Origin of the sequence: Citrobacter sp. Ce129, assembly GCF_030334545.1 — a bacterium.
Lineage (GTDB): Bacteria > Pseudomonadota > Gammaproteobacteria > Enterobacterales > Enterobacteriaceae > Citrobacter > Citrobacter europaeus.
On sequence record NZ_JAOWDS010000072.1, the window covers coordinates 29,124 to 47,050 of the forward strand.

A 17,927-nucleotide genomic window follows, 5' to 3' on the forward strand; every position below is an offset into this window, starting at 1 on the left:
AATTAACCACAACCTTAGCCGATTGTCATCAGGCTGGCGTTACCCCCAGCCGCGGCGGTATTGACACTCAGGGAGCGTTCAATGTACAGCCTCTCTAGCAGAATATTGCTTTCGCCGCGGGCAAAGCCCTGGACCGACACGATCGCCCCTTCGCGGGCCGCCACGGCTTCGCACAGTGCGCGAAGCTGATCGGAATCGCCGTGGAAAATAACCGCATCAAACGGCTGGGTAGTGATGTTGTCCGCTTTGGCAAACTGAATGCGCCCGGAAACCGCGGCTGGCAAACGTTTTGCCAGGTCACGATGGAACGCATCATCTGGCCACAGGATTAAGCTCCCTACGGAAGCCACCGCAGCAAGCTGTACCAGCGCGTCCTGTTCATCATCAGCGATACACAGCACGCGTTCGCGCGGCAACAGTGTCCAGGTATTGCGTTCACCGGTTGGCCCTGGCAGCAGACGTTGGGTTCCGGCCTGCGCCAGTTCGCCATACTGCTGGCAGAGAGCACGCAGCGATGGACGGTCGGTTGCCCATTCGCTGAGCGCTTCCAGCGGCTGAACAAGTGCAGCCTTAAGCTGCGCATCGACCGGATAGTCCGCATCCTGACGGGCAAGCGTAATGCCTAACGCATTTTCCGGACGGTTTGCCAGCAGGCGGTACAGATACAGCGGTCCACCCGCTTTTGGTCCGGTTCCTGACAAGCCTTCGCCACCGAATGGCTGCACCCCGACGACGGCGCCAACCATATTGCGGTTAACATACAGGTTCCCCACGTGTGCCGAGCCTGTAACCTGGGCGATGGTTTCATCGATTCGGGTGTGTACGCCCAGCGTCAGGCCGTAGCCGGAGGCATTGATTTGTTCAATCAGGTTGCCCAGATTGTTACGGGTGTAACGCACAACGTGCAGTACCGGGCCGAACACCTCTTTTTGTAATTCGTCGAAGCTTTCCAGCTCGATAAGCGTCGGCGCGATAAAGGTACCGGTTTGCCATTCACGCGCATCGTCGCTGTTTTCGCGCGCGGCCTGGAACACCGGGCGTCCTTTGGCGCGCATGGCCTGAATATGGCGCTCAATATTGGCTTTGGCTTCTTCATCGATAACCGGCCCAATATCGGTGGTCAGGCGACCCGGGTTGCCCATACGGCATTCCGCCATCGCACCGCGCAGCATTTTCAGCGTATGATCGGCTATATCATCCTGCAGACACAGGACGCGTAGTGCGGAACAGCGCTGCCCGGCGCTGTCAAAAGCAGAAGCCAGAACGTCGACCACGACCTGTTCCGTCAATGCGGAAGAGTCGACAATCATGGCGTTCATCCCACCGGTTTCGGCGATAAGCGGGATTGGACGCCCCTGCGCATCAAGGCGGGTCGCAATATTGCGTTGCAACAGCGTGGCGACTTCCGTTGAGCCGGTAAACATGACGCCGCGTACGCGCTCATCGGAAGTGAGCTGTGACCCGACGGTTTCACCCTGACCTGGCAGCAGTTGTACCACGCCCGGCGGTACACCCGCTTCGAGTAAAATAGCGATACCCTGGGCGGCAATCAGCGGAGTTTGTTCCGCAGGTTTTGCCAGCACGCTATTACCTGCCGCCAACGCGGCGGCAATCTGCCCGGTGAAAATAGCCAGCGGGAAGTTCCATGGGCTGATACAGACCACCGGCCCTAACGGACGATGGGTTTCATTATCGAAGTCATCGCGGACCTGACCAGCATAATAGTGCAGGAAGTCGACCGCTTCGCGCACTTCCGCAATGGCGTTGCTGAAGGTTTTACCGGCTTCGCGCACCAGGATGCCAATCAACTGCTGCATCTGACCTTCCATCACAACGGCGGCGCGATGCAAAATAGCGGCGCGCTCTTGTGGTGGGGTGGCGAACCAGATCGGCGCGTTATTTACCGCGTTCTGCAGCGCCTGTTCCACTTCGTTGTGAGTCGCTTCACGCACGTAACCGACAATGTCTTTCGGTTCGGCCGGGTTGACGACTGGCGTCATTTCACCGTCAGCAACCGGATGTTCGAGCATCGGTTTAGCGTGCCATTTTTGCAGCGCGCTGTTGAGCAGGGCGGAGGACAGTGAGGCCAGACGATGTTCGTTCGCTAAATCCAGCCCGCCTGAGTTTTCGCGGCCTTTACCGTACAGGTCACGCGGCAGGGCAATCTTCGGATGCGGCAGACCGGCCTGGCCTTCCTGCTGCGCCAGTTTTTCAACGGCTTCGACCGGATCGGCCACCAGTTCATCCAGCGGCAGGGTAGTGTCTGCAATGCGGTTGACGAACGAGGTGTTGGCGCCGTTTTCCAGCAGACGACGCACCAGGTATGCCAGCAGCGTTTCGTGCGTGCCGACCGGCGCATAAATGCGACATGGACGGTTCAGTTTGCCATCGGCAACTTTGCCGGTGACCTGCTCATACAGCGGTTCGCCCATGCCGTGCAGACACTGGAACTCATACTGACCCGGATAGTAGTTCTGACCAGCTAACTGATAAATTGCCGCCAGCGTATGGGCGTTGTGGGTAGCGAACTGCGGGTAGATCAGATTCGGTACGGCAAGCAGTTTTTTCGCACAGGCCAGATAGGAAACATCGGTGTACACCTTACGGGTGTAGACCGGATAGCCTTCCAGACCGTCCATTTGCGCACGTTTGATTTCGCTGTCCCAGTAGGCGCCCTTAACCAGACGGATCATCAGGCGACGGCGGCTGCGCGTGGCGAGGTCAATCAGGTAGTCGATAACATACGGGCAGCGCTTCTGATAGGCCTGGATAACAAAGCCGATACCGTTCCAGCCCGCCAGTTCAGGTTCAAAGCACAATTTTTCCAGCAGATCGAGGGAGATCTCCAGTCGGTCGGCCTCTTCGGCGTCAATGTTGATGCCGATGTCGTACTGGCGCGCCAGCAGTGTAAGCGACTTCAGACGAGGATAGAGTTCATCCATTACGCGATCGTACTGCGCACGACTGTAACGCGGATGCAGCGCCGACAGCTTGATAGAAATGCCAGGCCCTTCATAGATACCGCGGCCATTAGAGGCTTTACCAATGGCGTGGATCGCCTGCTGGTACGAAACCATATAAGCCTGGGCATCGGCGGCGGTCAGAGCCGCTTCGCCCAGCATGTCGTAAGAGTAGCGGAAACCTTTTTCTTCCAGTTTACGCGCGTTAGCCAGCGCTTCGGCGATAGTCTCTCCGGTGACGAACTGCTCGCCCATCAGGCGCATTGCCATGTCGACGCCTTTACGCACCAGTGGTTCACCGCTCTTGCCGATAATACGGTTGAGTGAGCGTGAGAGGCTGGCTTCGTTATGCGTAGAAACCAGACGACCGGTAAACAACAGCCCCCAGGTCGCCGCGTTGACGAACAGGGAGGGGCTGCGTCCAATGTGCGACTGCCAGTTGCCGTTGCTAATTTTGTCGCGGATTAACGCATCGCGGGTTGCCTTATCGGGAATACGCAGCAGGGCTTCCGCCAGACACATCAGCGCGACGCCTTCCTGTGAAGAAAGGGAGAATTCCTGCAATAAACCTTGTACCATCCCGGCGCGGCCGCTGGCGGTCTTCTGGTTACGCAGTTTGTCGGCCAGATCGTACGCCAGTTTATGCGCTTGCTCGGCGATGGGTTGCGGCAGACGTGCCTGCTCCATCAGCATCGGCACTGCGTCGGTTTCGGCGCGGCGGTACGCGGCGGTAATTGCCGCGCGCGAAACTGACTGCGGCAGGATCTGTTCGGCAAATTCCAGGAAAGGCTGATGCGCTTCATTCTGCGGCGTGGTTGACTCCTCACCCTCATTCGCGGCACCCGCCAGCAGGGCTGGCAGCTCAGGAAGCGCGTCGTCATTTTCCAGTCTTTCGAGATAATTAAAGATGGCTTGTTTGATCAGCCAATGTGGCGTGCGATCGATTCGTGATGCTGCTGTTTTAATACGCTCGCGAGTGGCGTCATCCAGCTTAACCCCCATCGTGGTGGTTCCCATGCCGTTTACTCCTGTTGTACTTAAATACGGGGCTGATAGTTACCGAGAAATATCTACTATGTTGCAACTTTGTGCAACCATGTTAAATGTGACTTGGTTTGCAAGCTTGGAAATGAATGAAATGTTAATAAATATGAGCGTTATGAAAGAGGCTGTAATAATTGCCGAATCTTTTTCTCTGCGGTAGTTAACACTTTTAAAAGGTGCAACCGTAAAAAGTGTGAGAGAGTGCAACCTACAGAAAAATGCTATCTACTCTGGATCAAATTTGATGTAAATGATGTGTTAAATCGATTGTGAATAACCATCGCTTCCGGCAGGATACGGTCGCCCTGGTAAACATAGATATCTTTGCCACGTTCCGGCAGGGTAATAAAACGGCAAGCCACGGCATTGCTGATACATAATTTTGGAGAGTTTTGATGGCTATTAGCACACCGATGTTAGTGACATTCTGTGTCTATATTTTCGGCATGATATTGATAGGGTTTATTGCATGGCGTTCGACCAAAAACTTTGACGATTACATTCTTGGTGGACGCAGTCTGGGTCCATTCGTGACCGCGTTATCCGCCGGGGCATCTGACATGAGCGGCTGGTTGCTGATGGGTTTGCCTGGCGCGATTTTCCTGTCGGGCATTTCAGAAAGCTGGATCGCCATCGGCCTTATTTTGGGCGCATGGATCAACTGGAAGTTGGTGGCCGGACGTTTACGCGTACATACCGAATACAATAACAATGCGCTGACGTTACCGGATTACTTTACCGGTCGCTTTGAAGATAAAAGCCGAATTCTGCGTATTATCTCCGCGTTGGTTATTCTGCTGTTTTTCACCATCTATTGTGCTTCAGGGATTGTGGCAGGGGCGCGTCTGTTTGAAAGCACCTTTGGCATGAGCTACGAAACAGCGCTGTGGGCGGGCGCGGCCGCGACGATCATTTATACCTTTATTGGTGGTTTCCTGGCGGTAAGCTGGACAGATACCGTCCAGGCCAGCCTGATGATCTTTGCTCTCATCCTGACGCCGGTAATGGTCATTATTGGGGTAGGTGGATTTGAAGATTCGCTGGAAGTGATTAAACAAAAGAGCATTGAGAACGTGGACATGTTCAAAGGGCTGAATTTTGTTGCCATCATTTCCCTGATGGGCTGGGGTCTGGGTTACTTTGGCCAGCCGCATATTCTGGCGCGCTTTATGGCGGCAGATTCCCACCATAGCATCGTTCATGCTCGCCGTATCAGTATGACCTGGATGATCCTGTGTCTGGCAGGTGCCGTGGCCGTAGGCTTCTTTGGTATTGCTTACTTTAACAACAACCCACAGCTTGCCGGTGCCGTTAACCAGAACGCCGAGCGTGTGTTTATTGAACTGGCGCAAATACTGTTTAACCCATGGATTGCCGGTATTCTGCTGTCTGCGATCCTCGCTGCGGTTATGTCGACTCTGAGCTGCCAGTTGCTGGTGTGTTCCAGCGCAATCACCGAAGATTTGTACAAAGCGTTCCTGCGTAAAAATGCCAGCCAGAAAGAGCTGGTATGGATTGGCCGCATCATGGTGCTGGTCGTGGCGTTGGTGTCCATCGCGCTGGCGGCGAATCCGGAGAACCGCGTACTTGGTCTGGTAAGCTATGCCTGGGCCGGCTTCGGCGCGGCGTTTGGTCCGGTAGTCCTGTTCTCCGTAATGTGGTCGCGTATGACCCGCAACGGCGCGCTGGCGGGGATGATCATTGGTGCGGTGACGGTAATCGTCTGGAAGCAGTTTGCCTGGTTGGGTCTGTATGAAATCATCCCGGGCTTTGTTTTCGGCAGCATCGGTATTGTGGTCTTCAGCCTGCTGGGTAAAGCGCCATCAACGGCTATGCAGCAACGTTTTGCCGAGGCTAATGCGCATTATCACTCAGCTCCGCCATCGCGTTTACAGGCAGAATAATCTGCCTTTGTCCTCAGGCTCGCTGTGTGCGCAATACCGTTCGGTTAAGCATGTATGGAGAACGTTTTACCCTGAATTAGTTTCCGTTCACCTTATGTGCATTGCTTCTCTGATATCGCTATACCTGTGAACGTGCAAGGGAGGCTCACCGCCGCCTCCCTTGCATCCCAGGCTCCCGGCGGGAAAATCGTCGCTGCGCGAGCTATTCGTCTTATGCCGTCTGCCTGTCGGGTCGGGGCCGAGCCTGCGTCCCTGCAGGCCGTCCCCTCTGTCCGCATCCCTGCGGACAGACCCTGTCAGCCGTCAACGCCTCATCGATTTTCAGCCGGACCGGGGTCATCGCTTCAACGCTCTGACTTTCAGCTAAATCTTTTTTGCTGTTCAAATATATTCAAATAAAAGTGCAGGAGGTCAGGTGTGGCTGGTCCGGCTGAAAATTGCCGACGTGTTTCCGTAAGGCCGGGAGAGCCAGCATGGATGCTGGCTCAGGGCGCGCTTTGCAGGGATGCTACCTCGCGCCCGGCCCGGTCGCCTGGAGGAATAAACGGAGGGGACCGCGGAGCGGCAATTTTCCCGCCGGGACCCGGGATTGTAAAGGGCGTGGCGGAGAACGCCCTTTACACGTTCACAGGAATCGGTGCTTCAGAGAAACGATGTACATGAGGTGAACGGAATCCTTTCTCTGAAATAGCATGTTCATTACCTTCGCGAATACAGGTTGATGCTTTCTGATACACAGGCGTTAACTTAATGACATTGCCGCATGTGGGGGCTTTTATTACCTACGCTGCAAGCTCGCTATAACCGTTACCCGCCTAACTGTTTACATTAAGTCATCATTCTCACAACATTCTGCTTGAGTTTTTCTTTACTGTAATGATAATCACTATCACTGTAATTTACTTTTCTTTTCATCAGTTGACCGAGAATAACGTTTAAGGGTTCTTCGCATGTTTGTTCCATTTCTAATTATGTTGCGCGAAGGGTTAGAGGCCGCGCTGATTGTCAGCCTGATTGCCAGCTACCTGAAACGGACTCAGCGTGGTCGATGGATTGGTGTGATGTGGATTGGTGTTCTGCTGGCGGCGGCATTATGCCTGGCGTTAGGAGTTTTCATCAACGAAACCACCGGTGAATTTCCGCAAAAAGAACAGGAGCTGTTTGAAGGCATCGTGGCGGTCATTGCCGTGGTGATCCTCACCTGGATGGTGTTCTGGATGCGTAAAGTTTCGCGCAACGTCAAAGTCCAGCTTGAACAGGCTGTCGATAACGCGTTGCAGCGTGGCAACCATCACGGCTGGGCGCTGGTGATGATGGTCTTTTTTGCCGTTGCCCGTGAAGGGCTGGAGTCGGTGTTCTTCCTGCTGGCCGCATTCCAGCAGGATGTAGGTATCTGGCCGCCGTTAGGCGCGATGCTGGGACTGGCTACCGCAGTGGTACTGGGATACCTGATTTACCTCGGCGGCATTCGCCTCAACCTCGGGGCATTCTTTAAATGGACCAGCCTGTTCATTTTGCTGGTGGCTGCCGGTCTTGCCGCTGGGGCGATCCGCGCTTTCCACGAAGCCGGTTTGTGGAATCATTTTCAGGATGTGGCGTTTGACCTGAGCAGTGTGCTGTCGACGCATTCGCTGTTTGGCACATTGATGGAAGGCATTTTCGGCTATCAGGAAGCGCCAAGCGTGAGTGAAGTCGCTGTCTGGTTTATCTACCTGATTCCGGCGTTGATTATGTTTGCGCTACCGCCGCGTTCAGGCACTACGGCATCGCGTACCGCACCTTGATCAAAACGCGATGCAGAATATCTTTTAGTTACAACATACTTATTTATAGGGCCAGGTTATGACGTTTAATTTTCGCAGTAGTGCGCTGCAGTTGGGTATTGCCGCGCTGTTTGCCTCCGCTTTTACTGCACAAGCCGCCGATATTCCGCAGGTGAAAGTCACGGTTAACGACAAACAATGTGAGCCGATGACGATCACGGTTAATGCCGGGAAAACGCAGTTCATCATCCAGAACCACAGCCAGAAAGCGCTGGAGTGGGAAATTCTTAAAGGCGTTATGGTGGTTGAAGAGCGCGAAAACATTGCACCAGGCTTTAGCCAGAAAATGACGGCTAACCTGCAGCCCGGTGAATATGATATGACCTGCGGTCTGTTGACTAACCCGAAAGGTAAACTGATCGTAAAAGGCAGTGCAACAGCGGATGCCGCACAAAGCGATGCTCTGCTGAGTCTGAGCGGCGCGATTACCGAATACAAAACCTATGTGACAGCCGAAACCGCGCAATTGGTTGCGGGGACCAAAGCCTTCACCGATGCGATTAAAGCCGGCGATCTGGAAAAAGCGAAATCGCTGTACGCGCCAACCCGTCAGCATTATGAGCGTATTGAACCGATTGCTGAATTGTTCTCCGATCTCGACGGCAGCATCGATGCGCGTGAAGATGATTATGAGCAAAAAGCCGCCGATCCCAAATTCACCGGCTTCCACCGCCTGGAGAAAGCGCTGTTTGGCGACAATACCACTCAAGGTATGGACAAGTATGCCGACCAATTAAACAGCGATGTTCTTGACCTGCAAACGCGTATTAGCGAGCTGGCTTTCCCACCGTCTAAAGTGGTTGGTGGGGCAGCAGGGCTGATTGAAGAGGTCGCTGCCAGCAAAATCAGCGGGGAAGAAGATCGCTACAGCCATACCGATTTGTGGGATTTCCAGGCCAACGTCGATGGTGCGCAGAAAATTGTCGATCTCCTGCGTCCTCAGTTACAAAAATCCAATGCTGAGCTGTTGGCGAAGGTGGACGCGAACTTCAAAAAAGTCGATACCATTCTGAGCAAATATCGTACCAAAGACGGCTTTGAAACCTATGACAAACTGACCGAAGCCGATCGAAATGCGCTGAAAGGGCCAATCACGACGCTGGCGGAAGACTTGTCGCAATTACGCGGTGTTTTGGGGCTGGATTAAGCACTATGCAGCAAGATAATGAAAACGGCGTGAGCGAACCGTCACGCCGACGTTTACTGAAAGGGATGGGCGCCCTGGGTGGCGCGCTTGCGCTTGCCGGGGGATGTCCGGTTGCCCACGCGCAAAAACCGCAAAGTGCACCGGGAACGCTGTCCCCTGATGCACGTAGTGAAGCGCAACCGTTTTATGGCCAGCATCAGGCGGGCATCCTGACGCCGCAGCAGGCATCGATGATGCTGGTGGCGTTTGATGTTCTCGCCAGCGATAAGGCCGATCTCGAACGTTTGTTTCGGTTGTTGACCAGCCGGTTTGCGTTTCTGACCACCGGCGGACCGGCTCCGGATACGCCGAATCCGCGTCTTCCCCCTATGGATTCAGGTATCCTCGGCGCATACATTGCGCCAGACAACCTGACGATGACGTTGTCAGTCGGCTCCTTGCTGTTCGATGAACGCTATGGCCTGAAATCGCAGATGCCAAAAAAGCTGCAAAAAATGACCCGCTTCCCGAATGATTCACTGGACGCGGCGCTGTGCCATGGCGATATGCTGCTGCAGATTTGTGCCAACACGCAAGACACTGTCATCCACGCGCTGCGCGATATCATTAAACATACGCCCGATCTCCTCAGCGTGCGCTGGAAACGTGAAGGGTTTATTTCCGATCATGCCGCGCGTAGCAAAGGTAAAGAGACCCCGGTTAATTTGCTTGGCTTTAAAGACGGCACCGCGAATCCGGACGCTACGGATGCGAAGTTGATGCAAGACGTGGTGTGGGTTACGGATGGGCAGGGCGAACCTGCCTGGGCGCAAGGCGGAAGCTATCAGGCCGTCAGGCTCATTCAGTTCCGCGTTGAGTTCTGGGATCGTACGCCGCTGAAAGAGCAGCAAACGATTTTTGGTCGCGATAAACACACCGGCGCGCCGCTGGGTATGCAGCATGAGCACGATGTACCTGACTATGCCAGCGATCCCGAGGGTGAGGTGATTGCGCTCGACAGCCATATTCGCCTGGCGAATCCGCGCACGAAAGAGACCGACTCCAGCCTGATGATGCGCCGTGGCTACAGCTATTCGCTCGGTGTGACCAATTCCGGTCAACTGGATATGGGACTGTTGTTTGTCTGCTATCAACACGATCTGGAAAAAGGCTTTTTGACGGTGCAGAAACGCCTGAACGGCGAAGCGCTGGAAGAGTATGTCAAACCGATTGGTGGGGGATACTTCTTTGCTTTGCCGGGTGTCAAAACTGCAGATCGCTATCTGGGACAGTCTTTGCTCGAAGCCTGATAATTATGCCCCGTTGTACAGCGGGGCTTTTCCTGACATCTTGATGAATCAACAAATTATTTTTCATGATCGGTATGGAACTGAAATAATTCTGTCATCTCTGGGCAAGAAACTGTCTCTGGTGATAAGATAGAATTTAAGTTAACAACAAGTAAAAATATTGTTGCATTAACGAAAGGTTATGATGTAATTATAAGTAATAGCGGTAGTTCCCGGCGGTGATAGTCGTTCACTATGGAGATCGCGAATGGAAAAGTCCTGTATTGGACACGTTTTTCACAGTAGTCGCAGTACTTTACGCGGACGTTTCTCTTCCGGTAGCCTCCTCGTCACCGCTAAATCTCTCTCTCATTCACTTCTTATCCTTGTTACTGACGCCCTGTACGGTGCGCGTAGCTGTGCGTGGCGTCTTATCCGAAAGCAAGCAATGGCTTACAAGGAAGCCAACCCTCAGATGTTCGTGCGCATAATCGTGCCGCCAACGGCGCGTGTGATGTATACCTACAACTCAAGGTGCTATCCATGGGAAGACAAAAAGCAGTGATCAAAGCTCGTCGTGAAGCAAAACGTGTGCTGAGGCGGGATTCGCGTAGCCATAAGCAACGTGAAGATGAATCGGTCACCTCGCTTGTGCAGATGGGCGGCGTAGAAGCGATTGGTATGGCGCGTGACAGTCGTGACGCCACGCCAATCACGGCGCGAAATGAAGCTCAGGCGCACTACCTGAATGCTATTGAGAGTAAACAGCTGATCTTCGCCACCGGTGAAGCCGGGTGTGGTAAAACCTGGATCAGCGCGGCAAAAGCAGCAGAGGCTCTGATCCACAAAGACGTGGACAGGATCATTGTAACCCGTCCAGTTCTGCAAGCTGATGAAGACCTTGGCTTCTTACCTGGGGATGTTTCCGAGAAGTTTGCTCCCTATTTTCGTCCAGTGTATGACGTGCTGGTGAAACGTCTGGGAGCCTCCTTCATGCAATATTGCCTGCGACCTGAGATTGGTAAGGTGGAAATCGCGCCGTTCGCCTATATGCGTGGACGTACATTTGAAAATGCAGTGGTTATTCTTGACGAGGCTCAGAACGTCACTGCTGCGCAAATGAAGATGTTTTTAACCCGCCTCGGGGAGAATGTGACGGTGATTGTGAATGGGGATGTGACCCAGTGCGATCTACCAGCCCACGTTCGCTCAGGGCTTAGCGATGCGCTGGCCCGTTTCGAAGAAGATGATATGGTTGGGATTGTTCGTTTCAATAAAGACGATTGCGTCCGCTCTGCGCTCTGTCAGCGGACGCTTAACGCTTACAATTGATAAGTACGCCGTCTTCAAGGCCCGGGAAACCGGGCTTTGTTATTTGACGTTAACACATGACTTTTTTTTGCTACTCCAGTCGTTGGCACAGGCCTGGTAAAACAACTACTGTTTAGGCCGAATAAGGCTCTTGCCATTCGCTACTTGCGCTCTTTATTACCAGAATTGAGAGTATTTAAAATGCTGTGCGCAGTTCCTCCAACACATTGTATTCCTCATCAACTAAATACAGGGCTTTCCATTTATCAAAGGTCAGGCAGGGGTGGGACGTGCCAAAAACAATAATGTCACCAACCTGGATGTTGCAGCCTGGCGCCAGAGATAGCATACAGTGTTGATCCATTATTCCTGTACTGGTGATTGCACCGGATTGAAATGGCAGCGCTTTGCCATTGCGATACAGGGCTACCGGTTGGGGTAATCCTGCATCAAAAGCTGCATCACGTTTGCCAAAATTGACCACGGCAAGTGAAGGTTCCGGTACCGACTGCACCATAGCCATCAGTTCAAGGGCGGGGGCTAAATCGCCGCCCAGATGGCTGGCAATGCTGTCGCGTGCCATTAATTCCTTTTGCGCCTGCTGGTAAATACCATTGTCATGCGTAATGTAACAACCCGGACGAATAACTATCCGGCAATGGGAGGGGGTCTTTGCTGCCAGCCAGATGTTACATACCACGTCATACCAGACGGTACCTGCGCCAGTGAGCACAAACTCGCCGTCGACATATTTTTCCATCTGACACGCCAGCAGCGCGGCGTCGCAAAGCAGCGTTTCAATTTGCGGCTGGGGATCGTGGCTGTGCAGCACGCCTTCATATAGTTCCAGTCCACGCAGGCGCAAACCTGACATCTGTGAAATTTCGGCGGTAAGCGCGAGCGCTTCTGCGGTCGTGCGGCATCCGCTGCGCCCGCCAGAAACGCCCAACTCGACCAACACATCCAGCGTTTGCTGATGCTCGTTAAAGAATCTGGCCAGCGTTCTGGCATTGTCCAGGCTGTCGACCAGACAGAGATAATCAGCGTCCGGATATGTGTTTTTTAACTGTGAGACCAACAGCATGTTGGCTTTGCCCACCAGTTGGTTGGCCATCAGCACCCGCTGGATACCACATGCCATGGCTGCCTGCGCCTGCCAGGCGCTCCCTACGCCAATTGCCCATGCGCCCGCTTGCTGCTGCTGACGGAATATCCATGGAGTCATGGATGTTTTCCCGTGGGGAGCCAACGATACGCCTCGGGTATCTGCGTAACGCTGCATCCACAAAATATTGTTCTCCAGCGCCTGGGCCTTTATCACCGCGGCGGGCAAACAAACATCCTCATTCAGCACGCAGGCCCGGGCGGAAGAGGGGGTCAGCATAATGGCTGATTTATGTGCGGCAACTGTCATTCTGCGCTCCTTACGGGCGTTGCGTCCGAACGTGGCGTATGGCTGGTATTTTCACGTTCATCAGTGATCATTTTTAGCACCTCTTCACGGGAGAGCTTATTCTGCGGCGTCAGCAACGTTACCACCACGGCGGCAACCAGGCTGACAGACAGCGCAGGAATCACCGGATTACCTAATGCTTTTGACCATACCGGTGAAAGGATCACCGCCAGCGAGGTCAGGCTTCCTCCCAGCAACGCGGCGATGCAGCCCTGCCAGTTAAAACGCAGCCAGAATTTGCCCAGTAATACGGTGACGCACATACCGGACATGATCATCGAGATCATTTTGGTGATGTAGCCAATGATATCGTTCGAGGTCAGGGCAAAAACCAGTGCCAGCGCGATGACGCACAGCAGGAAAATACGTGACAGGTTAATTGCTTTTTCCGGCGGCGGCATTTTGCCTGTCACCATGGTGTATATATCACGCAGAATAATGGAAACCCCGGCGATGGCATCCGAGCTGCCGGATGACAGGTTAGCGGACATCCCTGCTATTAACACCACCATGGCCAGAACATACGGGAGCGAGTTTGTCGCGTAGAGGAATGCAAAACTCGGATTTTCAAGACCAGGATCCATCACATGGGTAGCCATACCGATAATCGCGGGAAGGAAAGAGAATCCCATGTAAAGCAGACCCGTTATCACAAACGATTGACGAATCGCGCGGGTCGAGGCCGCAGAGTATATGCGCTGGCGGTATGATGGCGTTGCCAGCACGCCAATGCCAATAACGATCGACAGCGAAATGGCGGGGAGAAGTCCCAGTTTGCCGATCCCAAACAGCGTGAATGCCTGTGGATCGGTCTTTGCGACCACGACATCCCAACCGCCGACGTAGCTGACGGACATTGCTGCTAACATGATAAACCCAAGGAACAGAACAATGGATTGCAGCGTGTCGATCCAAGAGACGGCTTTGTATCCGCCAATTCCGACGTAGAAAATAAAACCCACGGCGATAATAATTTTTGCTGTGGTGATATCGATGTTCGCTGCCCATGCTAAATACAGGCCGCCGCCGAGGATATGCGCGCCCAACCAGCCAATCGATGCGAGAAAAATCAACAGTGCCACCAGATTTTTGACGATTCGGCTACCACCTGTGTAATAGCAGATCTCCTCGCTCATGGTCATGAAGCGCATTTTGCGAACGGGCGCAAATAGCCAGGCTGTCAGCAGGATCCCCGTCGCGCCGCCAATACCGTACAACATTCCCGCCCAGCCGTTACTGTAGCCAAAGCTGACAGCGCCGATGCTGGAACCTGTGCCAACCATTGTACCGACGGTCGAACCCAGGGTTAACAGCATGGGTAACTTTCGCCCGCCGAGAATAAAATCCTCCCCGGTTTTTTGATGGCGAGTCACGTACCAGCCAACAAACATCATGGCGAAGGCGTAGATCAAAAACCACATCAGGAAATTTTCGTGTAGCATAATAGATCCTTGTTACTGAAGAGTGATCGTCAACAGTCAGCTTTTGAATTTTGAGTTGAAGCAGGTGATGTCTACTTCGACCATACAGTCGACGACCAGGTCGGCAACGCAGCACACGCGAGCCGGTGGATGTTCGGCAAAGAAGCTTTTAAAGACCTTGTTGAACGACTGGAAGTAACGGGCATCGGTAAGAAACACCTTCATATGCACAATATCTTCTTTACCGAACCCGGCTTCAGTCATGATGTCGAGGCAGTTCTGAATGGCCTGCGTTGACTGCGCAACGATGCCGCCATCGATGATTTCACCATCGACCATTGGCGTTTGGCCTGAGACATACAACCAGCCGTCGGCAGCAACCGCTCTGGAAAAGGGTAATGCTTGTCCGCCAGTCCCTTCAGAGCCTTCAGTTCCGTATCGTTTAATCATTTTTATCTCCCGTTATTGTTCTTTTCTGCTTAAGAATTTGCCTGCGCGCAGGCCTGTCATTTGCTTATGGCTCCAGGTAAGGACGCCGTTAACGAACACGTGTTCAATCCCGTCGGCTGTCTGCTTAGGGTTCTGGAAGGTGCCGGTTTCGTTGATTTTCTGTGGATCAAAAATGACAAGGTCAGCGAAATTACCTTCCCGGACCAGTCCACGTCCCGTCAGGCCAAAACGCCAGGCGGACATGCCTGTCATCTTGTGAATGGCCGTGGTGAGTGGAAAGAGCTTCTCGTCGCGACTGTAGTGGCCGAGAACGCGTGGAAAGGTTCCCCATAAACGTGGATGTGGGTTGGGGTCGCACGGCAGACCGTCTGAGCCCACCATTGATGAGGGGTGTTGTAAAACCCGGCGAACATCGTCCTCGTGCATCTGAAAATAGATTGCGCCAGCAGGCTGCAACCGGGCGGCTGCGTGGTGAATATCTGTCTCCCACTGTTGCGCTATCTGTTGCAGTGTTTTACCGGACATCTCCGGATACGGTGTGGACCACGTGATCAGGATGTCGTAGTCCTCAGTGACTTGTTTCAGGTCGAGGTTGGAAGAGCCAGCTCGGTAAGGATAGACATCGCAGTTGATCTCCTGGCGTTGCTGATATTTCTCGATCAACGCAAGCGTTTCAGTGGTTCGTCCCCAGTTCTTGGCACCTGCGCATTTATGATGGGAGATCTGAACGGGAACCTGGCCATGACGACCGACCTGGAATGCTTCCAGCATGGCATCGATAATACCGTCGTATTCTGTGCGCATATGGGTGGTATAAAGGCCCTGATGTTCAGCGAGTAGTTCGGCGAGCGCGCAGATCTCTTCTGTAGAAGCATTAACGGCATTGCCATACGAAAGACCTGTACTCAAACCCAAGGCACCCTGCTGCAGGGCCTGATTAAGCGTCTCGCGCATACTGTTGATATTGTTTTCGTTGGCGGGTTCAAGCAGTGATTCCACGCAGTTATTGCGCAGCGTGGTATGACCAATCAGCGTGGCAACATTCACTGAAGGAGTTACAGCATTGATGCGCTCACGATAACGGGCAACGTCCGGGTAGTGAAACTCGTCCAGTTCACCCAGCAAATTGATTGGGTCTGGCACCTCATCTTTTAGGGTTGCGCAGGCGGCGCTGATACCGCAATTTCCGACAATAATGCTGGTGACGCCCTGGGACGTCTTCTCGATATAGTCTGGTTTTCTGATGACAACCAGATCGTCATGGGTATGGACATCAATGAACCCTGGGGACAGCACTAACCCGCGACAATCAATAATATTTTCTGCAGCGGTGGTGATGGATGGCGCGATAAGGACAATCCGATCCCCTTCAACCGCGACATCAGCCTGGTATTCCGTATTTCCTGAACCATCAACGACGGTGGCGTTTTTGAACAACCAGTTAATCTTCATATGTGCTCCATAGTTCGGGAGGATTGGGTAATAAAATGCTGATAGGCGGCGATAAAAGCCTGCGCCTGTTGCTGGGTGCGAGTGGGGGATTGTCCGGCACGATAGAGATCGCTGCCGAGCCCGGCTCCAGCACAGCCTGCGTCAAGATAGAGTTGAATGTTGTCTGGCGTGATCCCGCCAACCGCATACAGCGCGGTATGTGAGGGCAGGACAGATTTCAGTGCCCGTACATAATCCGGTCCAAACTGGCTGGTGGGGAAAAGCTTGATTTGCTGAGCGCCGGCATCAATGGCACTGAATGCTTCCGTTGGCGTCGCGCAGCCCGGCAGAACCTGCATCCGATGTTCCAGTGCCCGGCGAATCACATCGGGTCTGGTATTCGGGGTGACAATCAGCTGGCAACCTAATTGCGCCAGGCGGTCCACATTTTCTACGTTGAGGACAGTACCCGCCCCGATTGTGGCCTGCTCGCTATATGTATGAACGGCCTGCGCGATGCTGACTTCCCATTGTGGAGAATTCAGCGGAATTTCAATCGCGCGGAAACCAGCCGCAATCAGTAAAGGAATATGGGTATCAATTTCTTCAGGCCGTATGCCGCGCAAAATAGCGACAAGAGGGGCGATGTTATGGTTATTCATGTTGGAATTCCCTGATGTAGGACACTGGAAAATGGCGGCTGGCTAACGGTGTGGCGGCAGAGAATTGTTTCCATAAGGGCGAGGGCGCCAACACCAGATAGAGGGCGCTGAGGATCGTCGTCTGCCTGTACAATGCTGCCGGTAAAAAAAGAATCGGTAGAAATCAGCGATGCCAGCGCTTCTTTAAGCACCTGTTTACCGCTGATGATGATGTTTGTTTCAGGTGAGAGATTCAGGGCCATACTCTGCTTTATCGCCTGCAGGTCAGAGTAAAGTGTTGCCCCCAATAAATAGCTGGCTCTCTGGTTATGCGTGGACTGAGTAAACAGATCGAGCAGTCGCACGGTGAAGCAACTGCGCGCCAGCCCTACCCGGCGGCAGGATGCAGCCCCTTTTTGCAGGTAGTCGTTGTCCAGTTTGGTGACAAACTGGCCGTCGAGTGAATTCGCCAAAATGGTCTGATGAGTGAGGACATCCAAAAGTTCTCCTGCCATTGTGGTAACGCAACTGACGATCTGCTTTTTTTCATCCGTCAGAATAAACTTGGAGTGGGAACCGGGAAGCACGATCAGTGCCGGCCCTTTAACGTTGTGTTGCATCAGCAGACCAAATGTTTCAACTTCTTCGCCACGCATAACGTCCATGGCATCAATGTTTTCGACATCTACCGTAGCCACCGCATTTTTAACGCCAGGAATAAACCAGATGGGTTGTGCTGAAACTTCTGGGATTGTATGCGCAACGGTTCCCTCAACCAGGTCGTTGAATGAGACAGGTACGCTGAGGTGCGGGACGCAATAGAGTCCAACGTCTGACGTGATCATCCCTGACGCCACAATCTCATAAGGTTCGCTGATACCTGCCAAAGCGCGATCCAGGGCTTTTTTTACACCGTTAATCAGCTTGTTTCGATTTCCGGTTATCGCCGTATCACGCACTCCGACGGACTCACTGGTATCTGAAATTACCCGGCTATCCTTCCAGACACGGACTCGTGTGTTGGTCGTACCGGCGTCGATAGTGACAATAAGCATGCCGTTTCCCCTGCGTGAA

12 protein-coding genes are annotated in these 17,927 nt (G+C 53.3%); 5 read left to right on the plus strand and 7 right to left on the minus strand.

The features are described 5' to 3' along the window. Nucleotides 1-14 precede the first annotated feature (14 nt). Entirely contained in the window at nucleotides 15-3,977 is a 3,963-nt protein-coding gene (gene putA, locus OGV77_RS19075) for a trifunctional transcriptional regulator/proline dehydrogenase/L-glutamate gamma-semialdehyde dehydrogenase (RefSeq protein ID WP_087050884.1), read from the minus strand. A 422-nt stretch (nucleotides 3,978-4,399) separates the two neighbouring features. On the opposite strand from putA, the gene putP reads away from it, so the two are divergent. From putP to phoH, 5 genes are all read left to right on the plus strand, one after another. Continuing rightward, on the plus strand, nucleotides 4,400-5,908 hold the full coding sequence (gene putP / locus OGV77_RS19080; protein ID WP_286502960.1) for a sodium/proline symporter PutP: 1,509 nt from the start codon (nucleotides 4,400-4,402) through the stop codon (nucleotides 5,906-5,908). Nucleotides 5,909-6,858: 950 nt separating this feature from the next. Then, entirely contained in the window at nucleotides 6,859-7,692 is an 834-nt protein-coding gene (efeU, locus tag OGV77_RS19085; RefSeq protein ID WP_043015860.1) for an iron uptake transporter permease EfeU, read from the plus strand. A 58-nt stretch (nucleotides 7,693-7,750) separates the two neighbouring features. After that, entirely contained in the window at nucleotides 7,751-8,878 is a 1,128-nt protein-coding gene (gene efeO / locus OGV77_RS19090) for an iron uptake system protein EfeO (RefSeq protein WP_087050882.1), read from the plus strand. 5 nt (nucleotides 8,879-8,883) lie between these two features. Next, the gene (efeB, locus tag OGV77_RS19095) at nucleotides 8,884-10,167 is read left to right on the plus strand and encodes an iron uptake transporter deferrochelatase/peroxidase subunit (RefSeq protein WP_087050881.1); all 1,284 of its coding nucleotides are present in this window, start codon (nucleotides 8,884-8,886) and stop codon (nucleotides 10,165-10,167) included. 522 nt (nucleotides 10,168-10,689) lie between these two features. Continuing rightward, nucleotides 10,690-11,478, plus strand: coding sequence for a phosphate starvation-inducible protein PhoH (gene phoH / locus OGV77_RS19100; protein WP_003036052.1), 789 nt, complete (start codon nucleotides 10,690-10,692; stop codon nucleotides 11,476-11,478). A gap of 175 nt (nucleotides 11,479-11,653) precedes the next feature. Here the strand turns inward: phoH and OGV77_RS19105 are convergent, their stop codons facing one another. From OGV77_RS19105 to OGV77_RS19130, 6 genes are read right to left on the minus strand one after another with little or no spacing between them, the layout of a single operon-like run. After that, complete coding sequence (locus OGV77_RS19105; RefSeq protein ID WP_087050880.1) at nucleotides 11,654-12,871, minus strand: amino acid deaminase; 1,218 nt, start codon at nucleotides 12,869-12,871, stop codon at nucleotides 11,654-11,656. Continuing rightward, the gene (locus OGV77_RS19110; protein WP_043015864.1) at nucleotides 12,868-14,352 is read right to left on the minus strand and encodes a sodium:solute symporter family protein; all 1,485 of its coding nucleotides are present in this window, start codon (nucleotides 14,350-14,352) and stop codon (nucleotides 12,868-12,870) included. The genes OGV77_RS19105 and OGV77_RS19110 overlap by 4 nt, the downstream gene beginning before the upstream one ends. Nucleotides 14,353-14,388: 36 nt before the next feature. Beyond that, entirely contained in the window at nucleotides 14,389-14,781 is a 393-nt protein-coding gene (locus OGV77_RS19115) for a RidA family protein (protein ID WP_043015865.1), read from the minus strand. Nucleotides 14,782-14,793: 12 nt separating this feature from the next. Further along, entirely contained in the window at nucleotides 14,794-16,233 is a 1,440-nt protein-coding gene (locus OGV77_RS19120; RefSeq protein ID WP_087050879.1) for an N-acyl-D-amino-acid deacylase family protein, read from the minus strand. Then, nucleotides 16,230-16,874, minus strand: a complete 645-nt coding sequence (locus OGV77_RS19125; RefSeq protein ID WP_087050878.1) for a 2-dehydro-3-deoxy-6-phosphogalactonate aldolase — start codon at nucleotides 16,872-16,874, stop codon at nucleotides 16,230-16,232. Before OGV77_RS19125 ends, OGV77_RS19120 begins: the two co-directional genes overlap by 4 nt. After that, nucleotides 16,871-17,908 carry a 2-dehydro-3-deoxygalactonokinase gene (locus tag OGV77_RS19130; RefSeq protein WP_087050877.1) on the minus strand — a complete coding sequence of 346 codons (1,038 nt, stop codon included), beginning with the start codon at nucleotides 17,906-17,908 and terminating at the stop codon, nucleotides 16,871-16,873. The genes OGV77_RS19125 and OGV77_RS19130 overlap by 4 nt, the downstream gene beginning before the upstream one ends. Nucleotides 17,909-17,927: the final 19 nt, after the last annotated feature.